The sequence below is a fragment of the Bradyrhizobium sp. AZCC 1678 genome (assembly GCF_036924765.1).
In the GTDB taxonomy this organism is placed as follows: Bacteria; Pseudomonadota; Alphaproteobacteria; order Rhizobiales; family Xanthobacteraceae; genus Bradyrhizobium; species Bradyrhizobium algeriense.
This window is the reverse complement of sequence record NZ_JAZHSE010000001.1, coordinates 6,340,653-6,357,444: the sequence shown is the minus strand read 5'-3', so window position 1 is coordinate 6,357,444 and position 16,792 is coordinate 6,340,653. Positions and strand designations below refer to the sequence as shown.

General features: G+C 60.2%; 16 protein-coding genes. 13 read left to right on the top strand and 3 right to left on the bottom strand.

Translation table 11 applies throughout. The annotated features are described in order from the left end of the window. The first annotated feature begins 310 nt into the window (after positions 1 to 310). Together V1294_RS30585 and V1294_RS30580 are read left to right on the top strand one after the other, a co-directional pair. Positions 311 to 1,312: an HlyD family secretion protein gene (locus V1294_RS30585; protein ID WP_417021241.1), complete on the top strand. Its 1,002-nt coding sequence runs from the start codon at positions 311 to 313 to the stop codon at positions 1,310 to 1,312. Beyond that, entirely contained in the window at positions 1,309 to 2,922 is a 1,614-nt protein-coding gene (locus V1294_RS30580) for a DHA2 family efflux MFS transporter permease subunit (RefSeq protein WP_334502419.1), read from the top strand. Before V1294_RS30585 ends, V1294_RS30580 begins: the two co-directional genes overlap by 4 nt. Positions 2,923 to 3,670: 748 nt before the next feature. On the opposite strand, the gene V1294_RS30570 is transcribed toward V1294_RS30580, so the two are convergent. Further along, positions 3,671 to 4,084 carry a helix-turn-helix domain-containing protein gene (locus V1294_RS30570; RefSeq protein ID WP_334502416.1) on the bottom strand — a complete coding sequence of 138 codons (414 nt, stop codon included), beginning with the start codon at positions 4,082 to 4,084 and terminating at the stop codon, positions 3,671 to 3,673. Positions 4,085 to 4,185: 101 nt separating this feature from the next. Here V1294_RS30570 and V1294_RS30565 point away from each other — a divergent pair, with 101 nt between their 5' ends. The 3 genes from V1294_RS30565 (at position 4,186) to V1294_RS30555 (ending at position 6,941) form a co-directional block, all read left to right on the top strand. Beyond that, entirely contained in the window at positions 4,186 to 4,608 is a 423-nt protein-coding gene (locus V1294_RS30565) for a carbohydrate ABC transporter permease (RefSeq protein ID WP_334502414.1), read from the top strand. 20 nt (positions 4,609 to 4,628) lie between these two features. After that, a complete protein-coding gene (locus V1294_RS30560) occupies positions 4,629 to 5,918 on the top strand; it encodes an ABC transporter substrate-binding protein (protein ID WP_334502412.1) in 1,290 nt (429 codons plus the stop codon). Between the two features lie 726 nt (positions 5,919 to 6,644). Continuing rightward, positions 6,645 to 6,941, top strand: coding sequence for an HU family DNA-binding protein (locus tag V1294_RS30555; protein WP_108513426.1), 297 nt, complete (start codon positions 6,645 to 6,647; stop codon positions 6,939 to 6,941). Positions 6,942 to 7,267: 326 nt separating this feature from the next. Here V1294_RS30555 and V1294_RS30550 read toward each other — a convergent pair whose 3' ends face one another. Next, positions 7,268 to 7,408: a hypothetical protein gene (locus V1294_RS30550; protein WP_334502408.1), complete on the bottom strand. Its 141-nt coding sequence runs from the start codon at positions 7,406 to 7,408 to the stop codon at positions 7,268 to 7,270. 837 nt (positions 7,409 to 8,245) lie between these two features. Between V1294_RS30550 and V1294_RS30545 the strand changes: the two genes are divergently transcribed. Further along, positions 8,246 to 8,494, top strand: coding sequence for a hypothetical protein (locus V1294_RS30545; RefSeq protein WP_334502406.1), 249 nt, complete (start codon positions 8,246 to 8,248; stop codon positions 8,492 to 8,494). A 32-nt stretch (positions 8,495 to 8,526) separates the two neighbouring features. On the opposite strand, the gene V1294_RS30540 is transcribed toward V1294_RS30545, so the two are convergent. Next, positions 8,527 to 9,048 (bottom strand): GNAT family N-acetyltransferase, encoded by a 522-nt coding sequence (locus V1294_RS30540; RefSeq protein ID WP_334502404.1) that lies wholly within the window; start codon positions 9,046 to 9,048, stop codon positions 8,527 to 8,529. A gap of 135 nt (positions 9,049 to 9,183) precedes the next feature. Here V1294_RS30540 and V1294_RS30535 point away from each other — a divergent pair, with 135 nt between their 5' ends. The 7 genes from V1294_RS30535 to V1294_RS30505 all read left to right on the top strand — a co-directional run bounded on the left by V1294_RS30535 (position 9,184) and on the right by V1294_RS30505 (position 16,625). Continuing rightward, the gene (locus tag V1294_RS30535) at positions 9,184 to 10,362 is read left to right on the top strand and encodes an AI-2E family transporter (protein WP_334502402.1); all 1,179 of its coding nucleotides are present in this window, start codon (positions 9,184 to 9,186) and stop codon (positions 10,360 to 10,362) included. Between the two features lie 118 nt (positions 10,363 to 10,480). Continuing rightward, complete coding sequence (locus V1294_RS30530) at positions 10,481 to 12,670, top strand: DUF3141 domain-containing protein (RefSeq protein ID WP_334502399.1); 2,190 nt, start codon at positions 10,481 to 10,483, stop codon at positions 12,668 to 12,670. 29 nt (positions 12,671 to 12,699) lie between these two features. Beyond that, on the top strand, positions 12,700 to 13,671 hold the full coding sequence (locus tag V1294_RS30525; protein WP_334502397.1) for a phosphate acetyltransferase: 972 nt from the start codon (positions 12,700 to 12,702) through the stop codon (positions 13,669 to 13,671). A 5-nt stretch (positions 13,672 to 13,676) separates the two neighbouring features. Beyond that, entirely contained in the window at positions 13,677 to 14,894 is a 1,218-nt protein-coding gene (locus V1294_RS30520; protein ID WP_334502395.1) for an acetate/propionate family kinase, read from the top strand. Continuing rightward, positions 14,891 to 15,682 (top strand): enoyl-ACP reductase FabI, encoded by a 792-nt coding sequence (gene fabI, locus V1294_RS30515; protein ID WP_334502393.1) that lies wholly within the window; start codon positions 14,891 to 14,893, stop codon positions 15,680 to 15,682. The genes V1294_RS30520 and fabI overlap by 4 nt, the downstream gene beginning before the upstream one ends. A gap of 166 nt (positions 15,683 to 15,848) precedes the next feature. Next, positions 15,849 to 16,040 (top strand): hypothetical protein, encoded by a 192-nt coding sequence (locus V1294_RS30510; RefSeq protein WP_334490254.1) that lies wholly within the window; start codon positions 15,849 to 15,851, stop codon positions 16,038 to 16,040. Positions 16,041 to 16,178: 138 nt separating this feature from the next. Beyond that, on the top strand, positions 16,179 to 16,625 hold the full coding sequence (locus tag V1294_RS30505) for a hypothetical protein (protein WP_334502391.1): 447 nt from the start codon (positions 16,179 to 16,181) through the stop codon (positions 16,623 to 16,625). Positions 16,626 to 16,792: the final 167 nt, after the last annotated feature.

The following is a 16,792-nucleotide window of genomic DNA, read 5'->3' as shown; positions in this document are numbered from 1 at the left end:
GCCCCGTCAGTTACTCAGTTAACTGGGCGGGGCCTTGTTTTGACGACCGCGCGCGGTGCCATATCGGGGCTTCGTTCCGGGGAACCAGTCCCCGGCCCGCGCGGTTAGGCCTGACTGGACTGCATGCCAAATCGCTTGAGGTGCTGCGTTGCATGCACAAACTCAGGAGCGTGGGCCGTCCGCGGACACGACGCGACAGCCTAATCGCCACCCGCAACAGACGTCTGAACCCGCGCGCGGCGCTGAAGCCGAGCAAGCGGAGCCATCTCCCGGCAAGCAGTCGTGGCGAGAACGGCTGCGCGAGCATTGGATCCTGGCAAGCCTGACGGCTTGCGTGCTGTTGATCGCGCTGATTGGCGGAGTTGCGTACTGGTTGCAGGTCCGCCATTTTGAATCGACCGACGATGCGTTCGTGGCTGCGCGCAGCTTTTCGGTCGCGCCGAAAGTGGGCGGCTATGTTGTCGCGGTGCCGGTCACCGATAACCAGCATGTCAATGCAGGCGATCTGCTGGCTCGCATTGACGATCGCGACTACCGAATTGCCGTCGATCAGGCGCAAGCGCAGGTCGCGGTCGCGCAAGCCAACGTCGCCAATATCGACGCGCAGATCGACAGCCAACAGGCACAGATCGATCAGGCCAAGGCGCAGCTCAAACAGGCCGAGGCGCAGCTTCAATTTTCAAGAGAGGAGGCCGATCGCGCCGGGGATCTCGTCCAGAAGGGCGCCGGCACGGTTCAGCGCGCCCAACAGACAAAGTCCGATCTTGAAGCCCAGCAGGCTAACACCAGCCGCGCCAAGGCAGCCGAGATTGGAGCAGAGCTGGGATTGAAAGTGCTGCAAACCCAGCACAAGAGTGCCGAGGCGTCAAAACAACAAGCGGGCGCCCAGCTCGATCAGGCCAGGCTCAATTTGCAATACACCAATGTCCAGGCGGCTCAATCCGGCCGTGTCGTCAAGCTGAGCGGAGCGAAGGGCGCTTTCGCTACCGCGGGGCAAAGCCTGATGATGTTCGTGCCGGATGAAGTCTGGATCACGGCCAATTACAAGGAGACACAGCTTGCCGACATGCGGCCCGGTCAGCCGGTCGAGATCAGGATCGACGCCTATCCGGGTCGCAAGCTCAAGGGGCACGTCGATTCGGTGCAGCCTGGTTCGGGCACCGCCTTCAGCCTGTTGCCTGCGGAAAATGCCACCGGCAATTTTGTGAAGGTCGTGCAGCGTGTTCCGGTCAAGATCGTGGTTGACGACTGGCCGCCCGATATTCCGGTCGGCCCGGGCATGTCGGTCGTGCCCTGGACCAGGGTGCGATGACAGACGTCGCGGACGGAACGAACTCCTCCTGGTCGCCAGAGCGTTCCGCGGCTGGCGGACATAATCCCTATCTCATCGCCTTCGTGGTCTCGATCGCAACCTTCATGGAGGTTTTGGACACCACAATTGCCAATGTCGCGTTGCGTCATATCGCCGGCGGGTTGGCCGTTGGCATCGACGAGAGCACTTACGTCATCACGAGTTATCTCGTTGCCAACGCGATCGTGCTGTCGATTTCGGGCTGGCTATCTACGGTTATCGGCCGCAAGCGATTTTACATGATTTGCGTGGCAACGTTCGCCTTTGCGTCGTTGTTGTGCGGATTTGCCTGGAGCCTCGAATCCCTGGTTCTATTCCGCATCCTGCAGGGACTTGGCGGGGGAGGGATGGCGACTAGTGAGCAGGCGATTCTTGCCGATTCATTCCCACCCGCCAAGCGCGGCCAGGCCTTCGCCATCTACGGCGTAGCGGTCGTGGTCGCCCCTGTCATAGGTCCGACGCTGGGCGGATGGATCACCGACACCTATTCCTGGCATTGGGTTTTCCTGATCAACGTTCCGATGGGAATGTTGTCGCTGTTCCTTGTCGGGACGCTGGTTAGAGAGCCTTCGGGCGCCGAAGAAGAGCGGCGCGAGCTCCTGAAAAACGGTCTGCGTGTCGATTATATCGGCTTCGTGCTGGTCGCGATCGGGCTTGGTTCGCTCGAATTCGTCCTTGACCAGGGACAGCGCAAGGACTGGTTCGGATCCAATATGATCCTCGGATTCGCGCTTGTCTCGGCGTTCTGCTTGCTGGCGCTCATACCGTGGGAATTGACCCGAAAGGATCCAATCGTCGACATCCGGCTGTTGGGACGCCGCCACTTCGGCGCCTGCTTCCTCGTTATGCTCGGCACCGGAGCCGTGCTGATCTCGACGACGCAGCTATTGCCGCAACTGCTGCAGACCGAACTCGGGTACACCGCGATGCTGGCCGGATTGGCCCTTTCGCCCGGTGGGATATTCACGCTGATGATGATGCCGATCGTCGGAAAACTGGTCGGCGTCGTGCAGCCGAAATACCTGATCATGATAGGCGCGTGTATTGTCGCACTTGCGATGTGGCACCTCACCGGCTTGAACAGCGATATCACCTATTCCTACGCTGCGTGGTCGCGCATCTTCCTCGCGCTGGGGTTACCGTTCCTGTTCCTGCCGGTCACGACGGCGTCCTACGACGGCTTGCCGCCGGACAAAACCAATCAGGCGTCAGCTCTGATCAACGTTGCCCGCAACATCGGGGGATCGATGGGAGTTGCGTTGGCGCAGAGTGTCCTGGCGCAGCGTCAGCAGTTCCATCAGAGCCGTCTGATCGAACATGCGGGGCCGTCCGATATCAGTTATCAGCAGACCGTCGATGCCGTGACGCGCTATTTCCAGTCGCAAGGCTCGAGCGCCACCGAGGCAACGTCACAGGCGGTCGCGTGGGTGGGCCAAACCTTGCAGCGGCAGGTCGACTTCCTCGCTTATATCGATGTGTTCTGGACACTGGCAATCATCGGCGGTTTGATGATTCCACTTGCACTCATCCTCAAGCCGATCGACTTGAGCGCGCCAGCGAAAGGACATTAGAGGTGAGGCTTCAAATCGCCCCTCTACCGACGCTTCGAGCGAAAAGGGGCTAGAATATCAACGTTGCCTTCCGATTAACGCCCTTGCGCGCGGCACGCTAAGAATGGTCCCGAGGAACGTCCTTGCGTGCATGCCGCAGCTCACGGCGATGTGCGTGGATCGTGTTCCAAAACTCAGGCGGTATGGCCGGGGTCGAATTCTGAAGGCGTTTTTTTCTTGCGCTGGGGGACCATTTTTGCGGGATCCGGCTTTCCCGGTACTCCCCTCGGTCCGAGTTGCTCTCGCTGGATGTCATCTTCGGACTGCCTTGGCCGTCCGTCGTCAACTTGCCGGCGAATCCTGACGCTTTCGTCGTAGATTTGCCGGCTGGTTTTCCGTTCTGTTGCCATCTGCTCGATCCCTTACTGGAAAAGCCTGGACGGGCGCTCGATCTTCGATCCATCGACGTCGCCTCTTGGTGCCGAAGGGATTAGCTTCCCGAGGACTATCGCCAGGACAACGGCACCCAAAAGACCGGCGATGAAAATGGCGCGACGGCCGGGCGTGTTGAGAATGATTTCACCGCCTCGGGCCTTTTCCGCAGGATACGGCTCCTTCGGCGGTGGCGCGGGTTGGGCTGGACCTTCTCTCACCATGAGACATCTCCGTGAATCAAAGCCCAACCGGCGCAATCGTTCCGGAGCCGTGCCGAGATGTCAAAAAAACTGGCCTATTGCGGCCCGAAGGGAGAGGCGGACCTCGCTGACCGTTATTCCGCGTCTGTTGTTTTCAGAAGTTGCGCGACTTCCATCAATTTTCGGCGCAGGCGTTCATCAGCAATGCCGAAATAGAGTTCGAGGAGTTGACGGGACTCTCGCTTCGTAACGAGTTCACTCCAATCCTGCGCTTCGGAGGTCTGCTTCGACTCGGCGGAGGCCCGTTTCTTGACTTCCAACTCGTCGAAGAACCATGTGATCGGGACGGCGAGTTGCACGGCAATGCTGTAGAGTCTTGACGCGCTGATACGGGTTTCCCCGGCCTCATATTTTTGGATGAGCTGAGACGTCAGGCCAAGACGCCTTGCTAAGTCGTCCTGACTGAGGCCGAGGAGGGTGCGCCTGAGACGCAACCGCTTCCCCACGTGTTCGTCGACATGAGTCGGCTTCTTCGACGAAACCCGCATTTTTTGCGCCGCGTTTGTTCGGCGTGCGGGATTTCGATTTCTTCTCGGAAGGTTCAGAAGGCATCAAGCACCGTGGTTGAATTCCTGCCCGGTACAATCAAATGGAACTGCGAACGACGGCATATCAACCGTGGGCGATCTCTACTTTCGGCATTTTCCTGCTGCGGCAATTCTTTCGGTCCATACCCGACGAGATCATTCACGCAGCCCGCCTCGATGGGCTCGGCGAGTTCGAGATCATCTGGCGCATCATGATCCCCATGACCACGCCGGCGCTGGCCGCCTTTGGCATCTTCTCGATTGTGGCCCACTGGAACGACTTGTTCTGGCCGCTTATCGCGGTTCGCAGCGCGGAGATTTCCACGCCCGCGCTCGGCATCCTGCTCTTCCGTGACGATGAAGCCGGGCAGTTCCTCGGTCCGCTGATGGCCGGCGCCGTGATTATCGTCGCCCCACTCCTCATTGCATTCCTGATCGCGCAGCGCCGGTTTATCGACGGCCTCGCCGCAACGACCATGAAGTAATCCAAAACTGGAGACCGTCCATGCTTGATCAAATCGTAACCCGGCTAGGTCCGGTGCTCGCCGGAGCCGTTGCCCTCGTGGCAATCGGCGCGACCTCTGCACGCGCGGAGGTCACGCTCGACGTGCTCTACACCACACCCGGTACCTTCAATGCGCTGCATCAGGAATTGGCCAGGCGTTTCACCGAGGCGCATCCCGATATCAAGGTGAAGTTCCGCAATCCCGTGGCGAGCTACGAGGAGGCCGCGCAGCAGATCCTGCGTGACCAGATCACCGGTCGCCCGCCGGATGTGGCTTTCAACGGAATCAATCAGATTGGCCTGTTCGTGGATCGGGGATTAGGCGCGCCGCTGGACGGATTCGCAGCGGCAGATGGTGGGCTTGCCGAACTTGGCTATTACCCGACGCTTGCGGAACTCGGAAAATACAAAGGCAAGCTCTACGGCCTGCCGTTCGCCGTCTCGACACCGGTGCTCTACGTCAATGCCGATCTGCTCGCGAAGGCCGGCACCGATGTGTCAGCGCTTCCAAAGACCTGGCCAGAGCTTCTGGCTCTGGGCAAGACCATCGAGGCGAAAGCGGGCACTGCGGCTACGGGCTTCTATTATCAGTGGGAGCAAACCGGAAACTGGCTCTTCCAGTCGCTGGTGACGAGCAAAGGCGGCCGTATTCTCAAAGCCGACGGATGCAGCATCGCCTTCGACGATGCGAACGGCATGTGGGCGCTGAAGACGCTCGAAGCTTTCGGCAAATCGGGCATGCCGAATCTCGGGCTCGGTCAGGCCCGGCAATCATTCGTCGCAGGCAACATCGCGATATCAGCGGATTCCACATCCTATGTGGCCGCGGCCGAGCGGCAGATCGGCGGTCGGTTCCAGTTCAAAACCGTCGCCTTCCCGCTCGCCGTCGTCGACGGGCGCCTTCCCGCAGGCGGAAACGTCGCCATGGTTTTCGCAAAGGACGCCGAACGCCAGAAGGCCGCCTGGAAATATGTAAAGTTCGCCACCGGGCCGGTCGGCCAGACCGCGATGGTCAATTCCACCGGCTATATGCCTGGCAACGAGATTGCCGTGAAGACGCCGGAGATGCTCGGCGCTTTCTATGCAAGGAGCCCCAACCACTTGACCAGTATCCAGCAATTGCCGCTGCTGACGGAATGGGCATCTTTTCCAGGCGATAATTCGCTGAAAATTATTGAGGTGATCAAGCACCATATGGAGAGCCTGGTGACGGGCAAGCGCACTGCGGAGCAGGTCATGCCTGAGCTGGTTGGAGATGTATCCAAGCTTCTGCCAAAGTGCGGCGACTAGCTGGCGATCGAACGCGCGGGGCGGGACTCGATCGGGCCGTCGCGCTCGCGCCGTCGGTAGCTCAAGCTTTCCTCATGACGGATTGGGCCGATCGAGCGGGAGAAACAAATATTCTCAGCACTCAAGCATGGCCGCGATCAGCCATGCAACGCTGCTCCATTCTGGCTGCGTACCCTCCCACCCCAACCAATTGATATTGCTCGTCTATTCGCCCGTTTTGGCGGCTTCATTTTGAATGGCGCGATTCCGCTGCCCGTTGTAGAGAGATGTCGCCATTTCGCTCGCCACCTGTTTGTTGCCGGTGACGCAGTCATCGGTGCATCGATGGGAGGAGTGGATCTCCAATCTCTCATAAGCTACCTCATGCGAAAGACGGGTTGAGACATCGCAGGTCCGGTTGGGGACCGAGACCTGGCACGTCCGGCACGCGCAATTGCATCTGCAATAATTTGCATTGTCATGGCTGTGGGCCATTAGGTCCGAAGCGGAGATTTGGGCGATGGTTCAATCAAAGAAAAGCGCAGGTGAGTAGAAGCCAGGCATGGAACATACGCCGAGCTGCTCCTTGCGTTTTGGGTCTCGATAGGTTTTAAGCCCGGTGACTTCATGACCATAGGCATGAACGAGAAGCGAGCTGCGTGGCTTTGCTGCGCTTTAAACAGTGTGACGCACTCCGCGTAGCTCATGCGCATTGAATTGTTCTGAGCCTCCACAAAGGAATCCATCATGGCCAAGATGACCAAGAATCAGTTGATTGATGCAATTGCAGAGGGAACGCAGGTTTCCAAAGGAGACGTAAAGGCCGTCATCGAGCAGATGGCGATTGTAGGCTATAAGGAGCTGAATGAATCCGGCGAGTTCGTCATTCCCGGCTTCGTCAAAATGTCAGTCGTGAACAAGCCTGCTACTGAAGCCCGTAGCGGTGTAAATCCTTTCACGAAAGAGCCTATGGAGTTCGCGGCCAAGCCAGCCAGCAAGTCGGTCAAGGCGTCACCTCTGAAGGTTGCTAAAGACGCTGTTTGAAGCGGGCGAGTTGGTTGAGGTGTGTTCGTTCGTCTAGCCTGTGGGTAATTCCGTCACCACCTGGACAGACGCCTCCACCCGCGCACTCTTCGCCCCGAGACGGAATCTCTTGGGGGCCTAGGGAACAGTCTCGCAAAGGCCATGCGGTGTAATGCCCGCGTGGCCTTTTGTTTTTTGTTTATTTACTTGTCTGACCGCAAAAATACGGACTCTGTTCGTTCTCCGTGAACAGATGCGGACGCTCAGACCTTTGTTTCGGTCAGCAAGCCGATGTTGGCGATTGACGCCAAGTTGGCGGGCCATGCGCGCGTTCGAGCATGCGTTGATCACAGCAACGGCTCCGATCGAACATCGGTTGCCATATCTGCGCGTTTGACGGGTCCGACAGGTGACCAGCTGAACGAAAACAGCGCCGCAAACGCAAATGCGGAAGCGGCGAGATTAATGTTTTTCGCACCCTGTTTCATGGTCTCCTCTGTTGTGCATGGATTACGGTAGCGATGCATGTCGTTGCGCTTCGAAGCGCCTGGTCTTCCCTCAGGTCAAGGTCCTGGAACGGCGATCACGTCGGATTTGCGTTCAGTCAAGGTCACTCGCCCGTTGGGACAATGACCATTGGGGCAATAGTCCGGACAGGGCGCTTGTCGTAAACCCGTGGCAATAATTTAACCCTCGGCAGGGGGATCAGGGATCCGGACGTTGCCGTCCGGTATCGCACGCCAGTACTATTACGCAGATCTATCTGCGCACCGCTGAACTGAACGCTACCCGACTGAAGCACTCAGCAGGCTACGCATCCTCCGAATAACCTCGCTGGTGCGCCGGTCATCTCGCAGAATATCATCAACAATGCCTTTGAGTTCTTCGATGCCGAGATGCGAAGACAGCAGTATTGACTGTGCCGAATTAGGTCAGCGAAGCTTATTGACCTGGATCAACCGCGCTGATCTCGGAGGGTTTTCGATGGCCTCATCAGCAGAGGAGATCGATATGAAGAAGATCAGCATCAGGCGGGCGCTCTTGGCTACCGCGGTTTTCGCGTTCGGGACTCTTGGATCGGTAACGTGGTCACCCAGCAATGGTCTTGCACTGTCGATTGAGAGCGCGGAGGCGAGAGTAGGACGGCCGGCGACCCCTGGGAGCGTTGCGGGCGTTGCACGACGACAAACCCGCCGCGCGGTGGTCGGCGGAGCGGCCGTTGGTGCAGCCGCTGCGGGCACAGCCTGTGTCCGCGTGCTGGTCAACGGGGCGTATGTCTGCCGCTGAATTGTAGCGCTGCGCGCGCAGGACTCTGGGGTACGGGTGTGATAACCGCTTCGATCATTGCCTATGGCGTTGCCGGCGCCTTTGCGAATCCGCTCACGCCGTTCCGATATGAAGCACAGGCGCAACGATATTGCCGCGCCGATGTGGTCGTCTGGCTCGATCTCGGCAAAGGGATCTACTACTCGAAGCGGCAACGACGGTATGGCCGCGGCTTTACCGGAAGTTTTGTGTGCCGGGAGGAAGCCCGTAGCAACGGCTATCGCCGCTCGCTGCTGGGGCTGCGGTAGCGTCGAGCGAACTCCGGCACGAATCTCCGTGCTCAAGGCAGTTGCAGCGTCAGGTGGACCACCTGCGGCGATCCTTTTGAGTCGGGCCGGAAGCCGAACTTCTTGAACAGTTTCAGCATGGCGGTGTTCTCGGGCAACACCTCCGCGACCAGTTCCTTGAGGCCTGCGTCGCGCGCCAGGACCGCGAGATGCCGCATCAGGATCGTCCCGATACCCTGGCCCTGATAGGCGTCGACCACGACGAAAGCGATCTCCGCCTGGCCCGATTGGACAACGATATAGCGTCCGCCGCCGACGATGACCAGGTGGCCATCCTCAGCGATTTCCGCGACGATTGCGACGTGCGATTCAAAGTCGATGTTGAGGAAGAAGGCCATTTCGTTCTCGGAAAAACCCTTCTTCGGCACGAAGAAGCGCCGCTGCAGCGATTGCATGCTGGTCCGCCCGATCGCCGCGAGCATCTCAGCCCGGTCATCAGGACGAAGCGCACGGATCGTGATTGGACGATCGTCGCGAAGATGCTCACGGACCGAATATTCGGCGGCTTCAGGCATAACGAGAGGCTCCCCGGCTCCGGCAGTGCACTTGACCAGCCAGAACGACCTTTGCGTGCTGCCGATTGATCTGGATCAAGCGCGCGCCTGGGCAGGCGCCGATAGGCTCCTGATGTCAGGTGAAGTTCAATCGGGATGCATCCGGTCCGCTGCGGGGTCGTTGCGCGCGTCAACGAGGTCGAAACGATGGCCGAGAGGGTAGTTCGACAGACGATATCCGGAGGAGAAATCTTCCAGCTGGCGCTCCGCCTGGGTCTGCTGGCCTTCCTCGTTTACTGGTCGTTCGTTCTTGTTCGTCCCTTCATCCCCATGCTCGCCTGGAGCATGGTTCTGACCGTGGCCCTGTACCGGCCGTACAACTGGCTATCGGTGCATCTCGGCGATCGGCCGAAGCTGGCAGCCGCGATCATCACTGTCATCAATCTTGCGATCGTCATTGGACCGGTGACATGGCTTGGATACGGCGTGATCGATGGCTTGCAAGAGTTTGCTCGCCAGCTTGGCGGCGGCACCCTGGTCATTCCGTCACCTCCTGAAGGCGTCAAGGAGTGGCCGGTCGTCGGCGCCCAGATTCACGAACTCTGGAACTATGCTTTCACAAATCTCGGGGCCGCGCTTAAAGAAGTCGCCCCGCACCTGAAGCCATTGGCTGGTCCGGTGCTTGCCTTTGCCGGCAGCGCGGGCCTGGGAACGCTCAAATTCGTCGCGTCGGTGGTGCTGTCGGGCTTCCTGTTCCATTACGGTCCAGGTCTCGTGGCGGCAATAAAAAGGATCCAGGCGCGCTTGGTTACCCAGCGCAGCCAGGATTTTGTCGCACTTGCCGGGTTGACGATACGCACGATAGCTCAGGGAGTCATCGGTGTAGCCGTCCTTCAATCACTGCTGGTCGGAATCGGATTGAAGCTTGCAGGCGTGCCTCATGCGGGCGTGTTGGCTTTCCTCGTGCTGATTCTTGCCATCCTGCAGATCGGATCTGCAATCGTCCTTGTTCCCGTCATCATATGGATCTGGGCGACCATGGACTTTGCGCTGGCGCTTCCGTTGACGGTCTATCTTCTGGTCGTGGGGTTGGCCGACAATGTCCTCAAACCGATACTCATGGGACGTGGGCTGAATACGCCGATGCTTGTCATCTTCATCGGTGTTCTGGGCGGAATGCTAGCGCATGGCATCCTCGGGCTGTTTGTCGGGCCCATCATTCTGGCGGTGACCTGGGAATTGATGATGGCCTGGATCCGCGAAGAGCGGGCCGATGCCGCCGCTACTGGTGTCGAACAGAGCACCGAAAAAGTCGCCGCAATGCCTGGCGTTTAGGCGCTTCTTGAAGTGGCTGCACGCGCCGAACGGGCGCTGTTCCCTTGACCTATATCAATGGTCCCTGCCGCCCGGGCGCAATCCTGATGCAGGGCTGCAAGCAGTGAGAGAATCGAGCATGTTTACCAACAAGCCGGCCTTCTCGGGCGAAGCGCTTCCGGGGCTCTTTGCATCCGGCCTCGAATATCTGGTCGATACCGGGCAACGCAGTGTTCTGTTCCTCGATGTCATGCGCCGGCGCGGACTGCAATACCGCGAACACATCGCTGAAACCGCGCCTCATGTCCTCAACTACGAAGTTGAATTGATCGTCGACGGCAGAACCCTTCCGCGCCCCGTCAACTATGCGCTGGTAAGCGTTGCTCCGCCAAGCGGCGTGGCGATTGATAACAAGCGCCGCCCGTTCGTGGTGGTTGATCCTCGTGCGGGTCACGGGCCGGGAATCGGCGGTTTCAAGGCCGACAGCGAGATCGGCGTGGCGATGAAAGCCGGCCATCCCTGCTATTTCATCGGCTTCCTGCCCGAACCGATGCCCGGTCAGACCATCGAGGACATCGCGAGAGCCGAGGCCGTCTTTATCGAGAAGGTTATCGCCCTGCATCCGGAAGCCGACGGCAAGCCATGCGTGATCGGCAACTGCCAAGCCGGCTGGGCGGTCATGATTCTGGCCTCGCTGCGGCCGGAGTTGTTCGGCCCGCTGATCATCGCCGGCGCGCCATTGTCCTACTGGGCCGGCGTCCGCGGCAAGAACCCGATGCGCTACTCAGGTGGGTTATTGGGCGGAAGCTGGCTGACCGCGCTCACCAGCGACCTTGGCGGCGGCAAGTTCGACGGGGCGTGGCTTGTTCAGAACTTCGAGAACATGAACCCCGCGAACACGCTCTGGACCAAGCAATACAATGTCTATTCGAAGGTCGACAGCGAGGCGGATCGTTACCTCGAATTCGAGCGCTGGTGGGGCGGGCACGTCAATTTGAATGCCGAGGAGATCCAGTTCATTGTCGACGAACTGTTCGTCGGCAATAACCTCGCCGCCGGGCGCATCAAGACATCGGACGGCCAGACCGTTGACCTTCGGAATATCAGCTCCCCCATCGTGGTGTTCTGTTCAAAGGGCGACAACATCACGCCGCCGCAGCAGGCGCTGGGCTGGATTCTGGATCTCTACAGCGATGTCGATGAGATCCGGGCGTATGGGCAGACCATCGTCTACACCGTTCACGAGACGGTCGGGCATCTCGGCATCTTCGTCTCCGGCGGCGTCGCCAAGAAGGAGCACAGCGAATTCTCGAGCAATATCGACCTGATCGACGTGCTGCCGCCCGGGCTTTACGAGGCAACGTTCGAAGCCAAATCCGCCGACACAATCCATGCGGAGCTTGCCGGTGGAACGTGGATCATGCGGTGCGAGCGGCGCACGCTGGACGATATCAGGGCGATGGGCGGCAACACGGCCGAAGATGAACGGCGGTTTGCGACCGCCGCCCGCGTATCCGAAATCAACCTTTCGAATTACCGGAAGTTTGTGCAGCCGTGGGTCCGTGCGGCAGTTACGCCCCAAATGGCGGAGTTGACGCGCCAATGGCATCCGCTACGCGTCTCTTACGAGGCCTTTGGAGGCGATACCACCGTCATGAAGGGCGTCGCCAGAGCCGCGGACAAGATTCGCGAGCAGCGCAAGCCGGCGGCAGAGGACAATCCGTTCGTCAAGTTCCAGGAGACCGTCTCGAAGAACATCGTCGACGTCCTCGACAAGTGGCGCGACACGCAGGAAGCATTTAGCGAAGCGCTCTTTCTCGGCATCTATGGATCGCCCGTGGTGCAGGCCGCCGTCGGCGTCACGCCGGATGCCGAAGTTTCGCCAAAGCTGCAGATGTCACCCGAACACCGCAAGCGTCTGGAGGCGCGTATCGCCGAGCTCAGATCGCAGGTCGGCAGCGGGGGTCTCAGGGAATGCGTCATTCGCGGCCTGCTCTATGTCGGAAGTTCGCGGGGGATGGTCGACGAGCGGAGCTTGGAGGCATTGCGGCGGGCTCGCGCCAACGACGCAGGCTCGCGTCTCACGCTCGCGCAGTTCAAGAAGGTCGTGCGCGAGCAATTCTTCATGCTGCTGCTCGAGCCGGCGGCGAGCCTCGCCGCCATTCCCAAACTGCTTCCGCCCGGCGAAGACGAGCGGCGTGCCGGCCTGGAGGCAATTCGGGGCGTGCTGTCCGCGAGTGCGGAAATATCCGGCGAAGCAGCCAAGCGGCTCGATCGCGTGACTGAATTGTTCGGTCTCGCAGGAGCATCGCAGGCGAAGGCGTCTTAGGCTTTGGCCGGTTGATCGGAGAGTTGAAAATGGGCATTGCATCCATAGAAGCGGGTGAAGCGAGAGCCGGCGCGAAATACGATCGTCTCATTGCAGCGGCTAAAGCGATCCCGCCGGCGACAACCATCGTCGTGCATCCGTGCGATGAAAGTTCGCTGCGCGGCGCAGCCGATGCCGCCGAGGCGGGCATCATCAAGCCCGTGCTTGTCGGACCATCGGCGAAGATCAGGGCGGTCGCGTTCAAGCACGGTATCGACATCAGCGCATTTGAGCTGGTCGATGCGCCTCACAGCGAGGCTGCCGCCGCAAAGGCAGTCGAGCTGATTTACGCGGCCAAGGGCGAGATGCTGATGAAAGGCAGCCTGCACACCGACGAACTTATGCGAAGCGTGACCGCGAAGGCGACCGGGCTGCGCACGGAGAGGCGGATCAGTCACGTCTTCATCATGGATGTTCCGACTTATAGCGAGACCGTGTTTATCACCGATGCCGCGATCAATATTTTTCCGGACCTCGATGTCAAGCGTGACATCATACAGAATGCGATTGATCTCTTTATCCAGATTGGAATCGGCACGTCTCCCCGAGTCGCTATTCTCTCGGCGGTCGAGACCATTACATCCAAGATACCGTCGACCATCGAGGCCGCCGCGCTCTGCAAGATGGCGGACCGCGGGCAGATCACGGGCGGGCTGCTGGATGGGCCGCTCGCATTTGACAACGCAGTCGATCCCGAAGCGGCGCGGATCAAGGGAATAAAGTCGGAAGTTGCAGGACGAGGGCAGATCCTGGTGGTGCCGGATCTCGAGGCCGGTAACATGCTGGCCAAGAACCTTGCGTACTTCGCGAAGGCGGACAGTGCCGGAATCGTACTGGGCGCTCGCGTGCCGATCGTGTTGACGTCGCGTGCCGATTCAGCGAGAGCGCGCATGGCTTCCTGCGCGGTTGCGACGCTCCATGCCGACGCGCGGCGTCGCCGCACCCAGACAATCGCAGCGTGACGGCCATGGACACCATCCTCGTCATCAATGGCGGCTCTTCAAGCGTCAAGTTCCAGGTGTTTGCCGTGGATGGCAACAGCAGGCTGCGCCGACAGATCAAGGGGCAGATGGACGGGATCGGCAGCCGTCCACGGCTGCGCGCAACCGGCGCGGCAGGAGAGTCGTTGGCGGATCGGGTCTATCCGATTGAGAACGTACCTGATGTCCCGACCGCCTTGATGCTCGCCAGCGCCTGGCTACGGGACGAACATCAATTGAGGCCGCTCGCCGTCGGCCATCGCGTCGTCCATGGCGGTCCCGACTACGATCGCCCCGTATTGATCGATCATGGCGTGGTCGCGCGTCTTGAGCGGTTGACGGCACTTGCGCCATTGCACCAGCCCCACAATCTGGCGCCGATCCGAATCCTGCTTGCCAAATTTCCTGCGCTGCCCCAGGTCGCCTGCTTCGACACGGCTTTTCACCGCGACCACGACGAGGTCGCCGACCACTACGCCATACCCATTAGGCTGCACGAGGAGGGAGTCCGCCGTTACGGATTTCATGGTCTTTCCTATGAGTACATCGCACAGACGCTGCCGGACGTTGCACCCGAAATCGCCAGCGCCCGGGTGATCGTGGCGCATCTCGGAAGCGGCGCCTCCATGTGCGCCATACACGGCGGACGGAGCGTGGAGAGCACGATGGGATTCACCGCGCTCGATGGACTCCCGATGGGAACGCGCACCGGCCAGATCGATCCCGGAGTCATTTTGTACCTGATGACGGCAAAGGGCATGTCAGCAGCCGAGGTGCAGGATTTTCTCTACCGCGATTGCGGGCTGAAGGGACTTTCCGGCGTCAGCAACGACATGCGGGAGCTTCAGAACAGCTGCGATCCCCATGCGGTGTTTGCCGTCGACTATTTCGTCCACAGGGTTGCGCTGCAGGCCGGAATGCTGGCTGCGGCCCTGCAAGGTCTCGATGGTTTCGTCTTCACCGCGGGAATCGGTGAAAATTCCGTCGGCATTCGGGCACGGATTGCGGAGCGGCTCGAATGGCTTGGGGTGTCTCTCGACCCGGTCGAGAACGCTCGCCACAGCTCTCGGATATCGCGCGGGGACAGCAAAATTCCGGTCTACATCGTGCCGACCGACGAAGAACTCATGATTGCACAGCACACATTGTCGCTGCTGTGGAATCGACACTCATCCTCCAGTCTGAAACGCGAGAGAGCGTCATGACCATTCCGGTATTTCCAGAAACCAAGATTGCGCTGAAGGGACGGAAGGGACTGATCGTCGGTATCGCCAACGATCAGTCGATCGCATGGGGATGCGCCAAGGCGTTTCGGGCCCTGGGCGCGGAGCTTGCGGTCACCTACCTGAACGAGCGGGCCAGGAAGCACGTCGAGCCGCTGGCAAAGGATCTCGAGGCTTCGATCTTCATGCCGCTCGATGTGAATGCCGAAGGACAGACCGAACAGGTGTTCGAGCGGATCGGGAAGGAGTGGGGACAGCTCGATTTCCTGCTGCACTCGATCGCCTTCTCTCCGAAGGAGGCCCTGCATGGGCGCGTCGTCGATGTCGAGCGCGACGGCTTCCTCAAGACGATGGACGTTTCCTGCTGGTCGTTCATGCGGATGGCGCATCTGGCGGAGCCGCTGATGAAGAATGGCGGCACGCTTTTCACCATGACCTATTACGGCAGCCAGATGGTCGTCAAAAACTATAACGTCATGGGCGTTGCGAAGGCGGGCCTCGAGGCCGCCGTCCGCTACATCGCAGCCGAACTTGGCCCCAAGGGGATCCGGGTGCACGCGATCTCGCCGGGGCCATTGGCGACGCGCGCTGCTTCAGGAATTCCCGAATTCGACGAGCTGATGGACAAGGCGCAAACCACCGCGCCTGCACGGAGTCTCGTGAGCATCGACGACGTCGGTGCGGCGACGGCATTCCTGGCGCTCGACGCCGCGAAGCTGATCACGGGCGGCGTCATGTATATCGACGGTGGATATCACATCATCGATTGAGACGCACGGCGGTCGACGTGGCGCCGGTCAAACGTTGGTCTCTGCTTGGACCGATGACCGCGATGAACGGGGTTCTGTTGTTCGGCTGGTCGACGGCGGTGATCTTTGAGGTGTTGCGCACGACGCTGCTGGCGCGCGGCGAGGAGGGAGCTCAAGCGAAACGAGGATGGCCCAAGTAGCCTCTACGCACGTGCCCTTGATCTGTATCAAGCCGGCAGAGGGGGCCGTGGTCAGCCTTAGGGCAGGCGTCGTGCTGCGCCCGCGGCCGGTCGCGCGTGCGGTGGCGACGCCCGGCGTCGGCCGTGTCGGCACGCCCACGAACCGCGGTGGCCCGGTGGATCGCGTCGGTCGGCGCTGACCGGACCTTTCTTGCCGCCATAGCACCTCGTTGATGTCTCGGATTGCTCGACGTCGAGGTGGAAGGCGGCTCTTGCCAAGACACGACCGTACCCGGGTTCGACCTCGAAGCGGGTGCGGCGCCGCGACGGAGTAGCGTATGCCCTTGGCGCGATATTTCCTTTATGTCGGCGGAATACTGCTCACTCTGGTGTTCCTTCTGGACGCATGCCTGACCGGATTGCCGGTCATTGAGAGATCGCACGCCAATTCGTCCGTCATCCGCATTCACTCCGATCGGAAATGGCCGGAGCGCATTGTTTTCGATACCACCCTTCCGACGATCGTTCCCGCGCCGACCGCGATCGTGGAGGGCCGCGTGGCCAGTCCAGCGACGGCCTCCGGCGTCTCTATAAAGGAGAGGGAACGCGAAGCATTTGCGTTGATGCAACCATCCGACGCGAAGCGGCTGGAGCCATCCAACCCGCGACGGCGAGAACTGAAGCCGCAACGGCCACGCAAAATCGTGAAGCGGCACGTGACGCCACATCCGGTCTTGGTCGCGCGGCAGCCGCGGTTCGGCTGGTTTGGCAACACCGTCTGGTGATGGCATCCGCAATCCTGTCGCCAACCGATTGTAGAACGGCAACCACCCTTTTTTCACTTCGGGATGCAGAGCGGCCTAAGCGTCTCGTCAGAGCTGCGGGCCTTGTCCATCGGACCGCGGTTTTGCTCCGCGCTGTCTTCAGACCCCACCTCGCGATGACGCCCTTG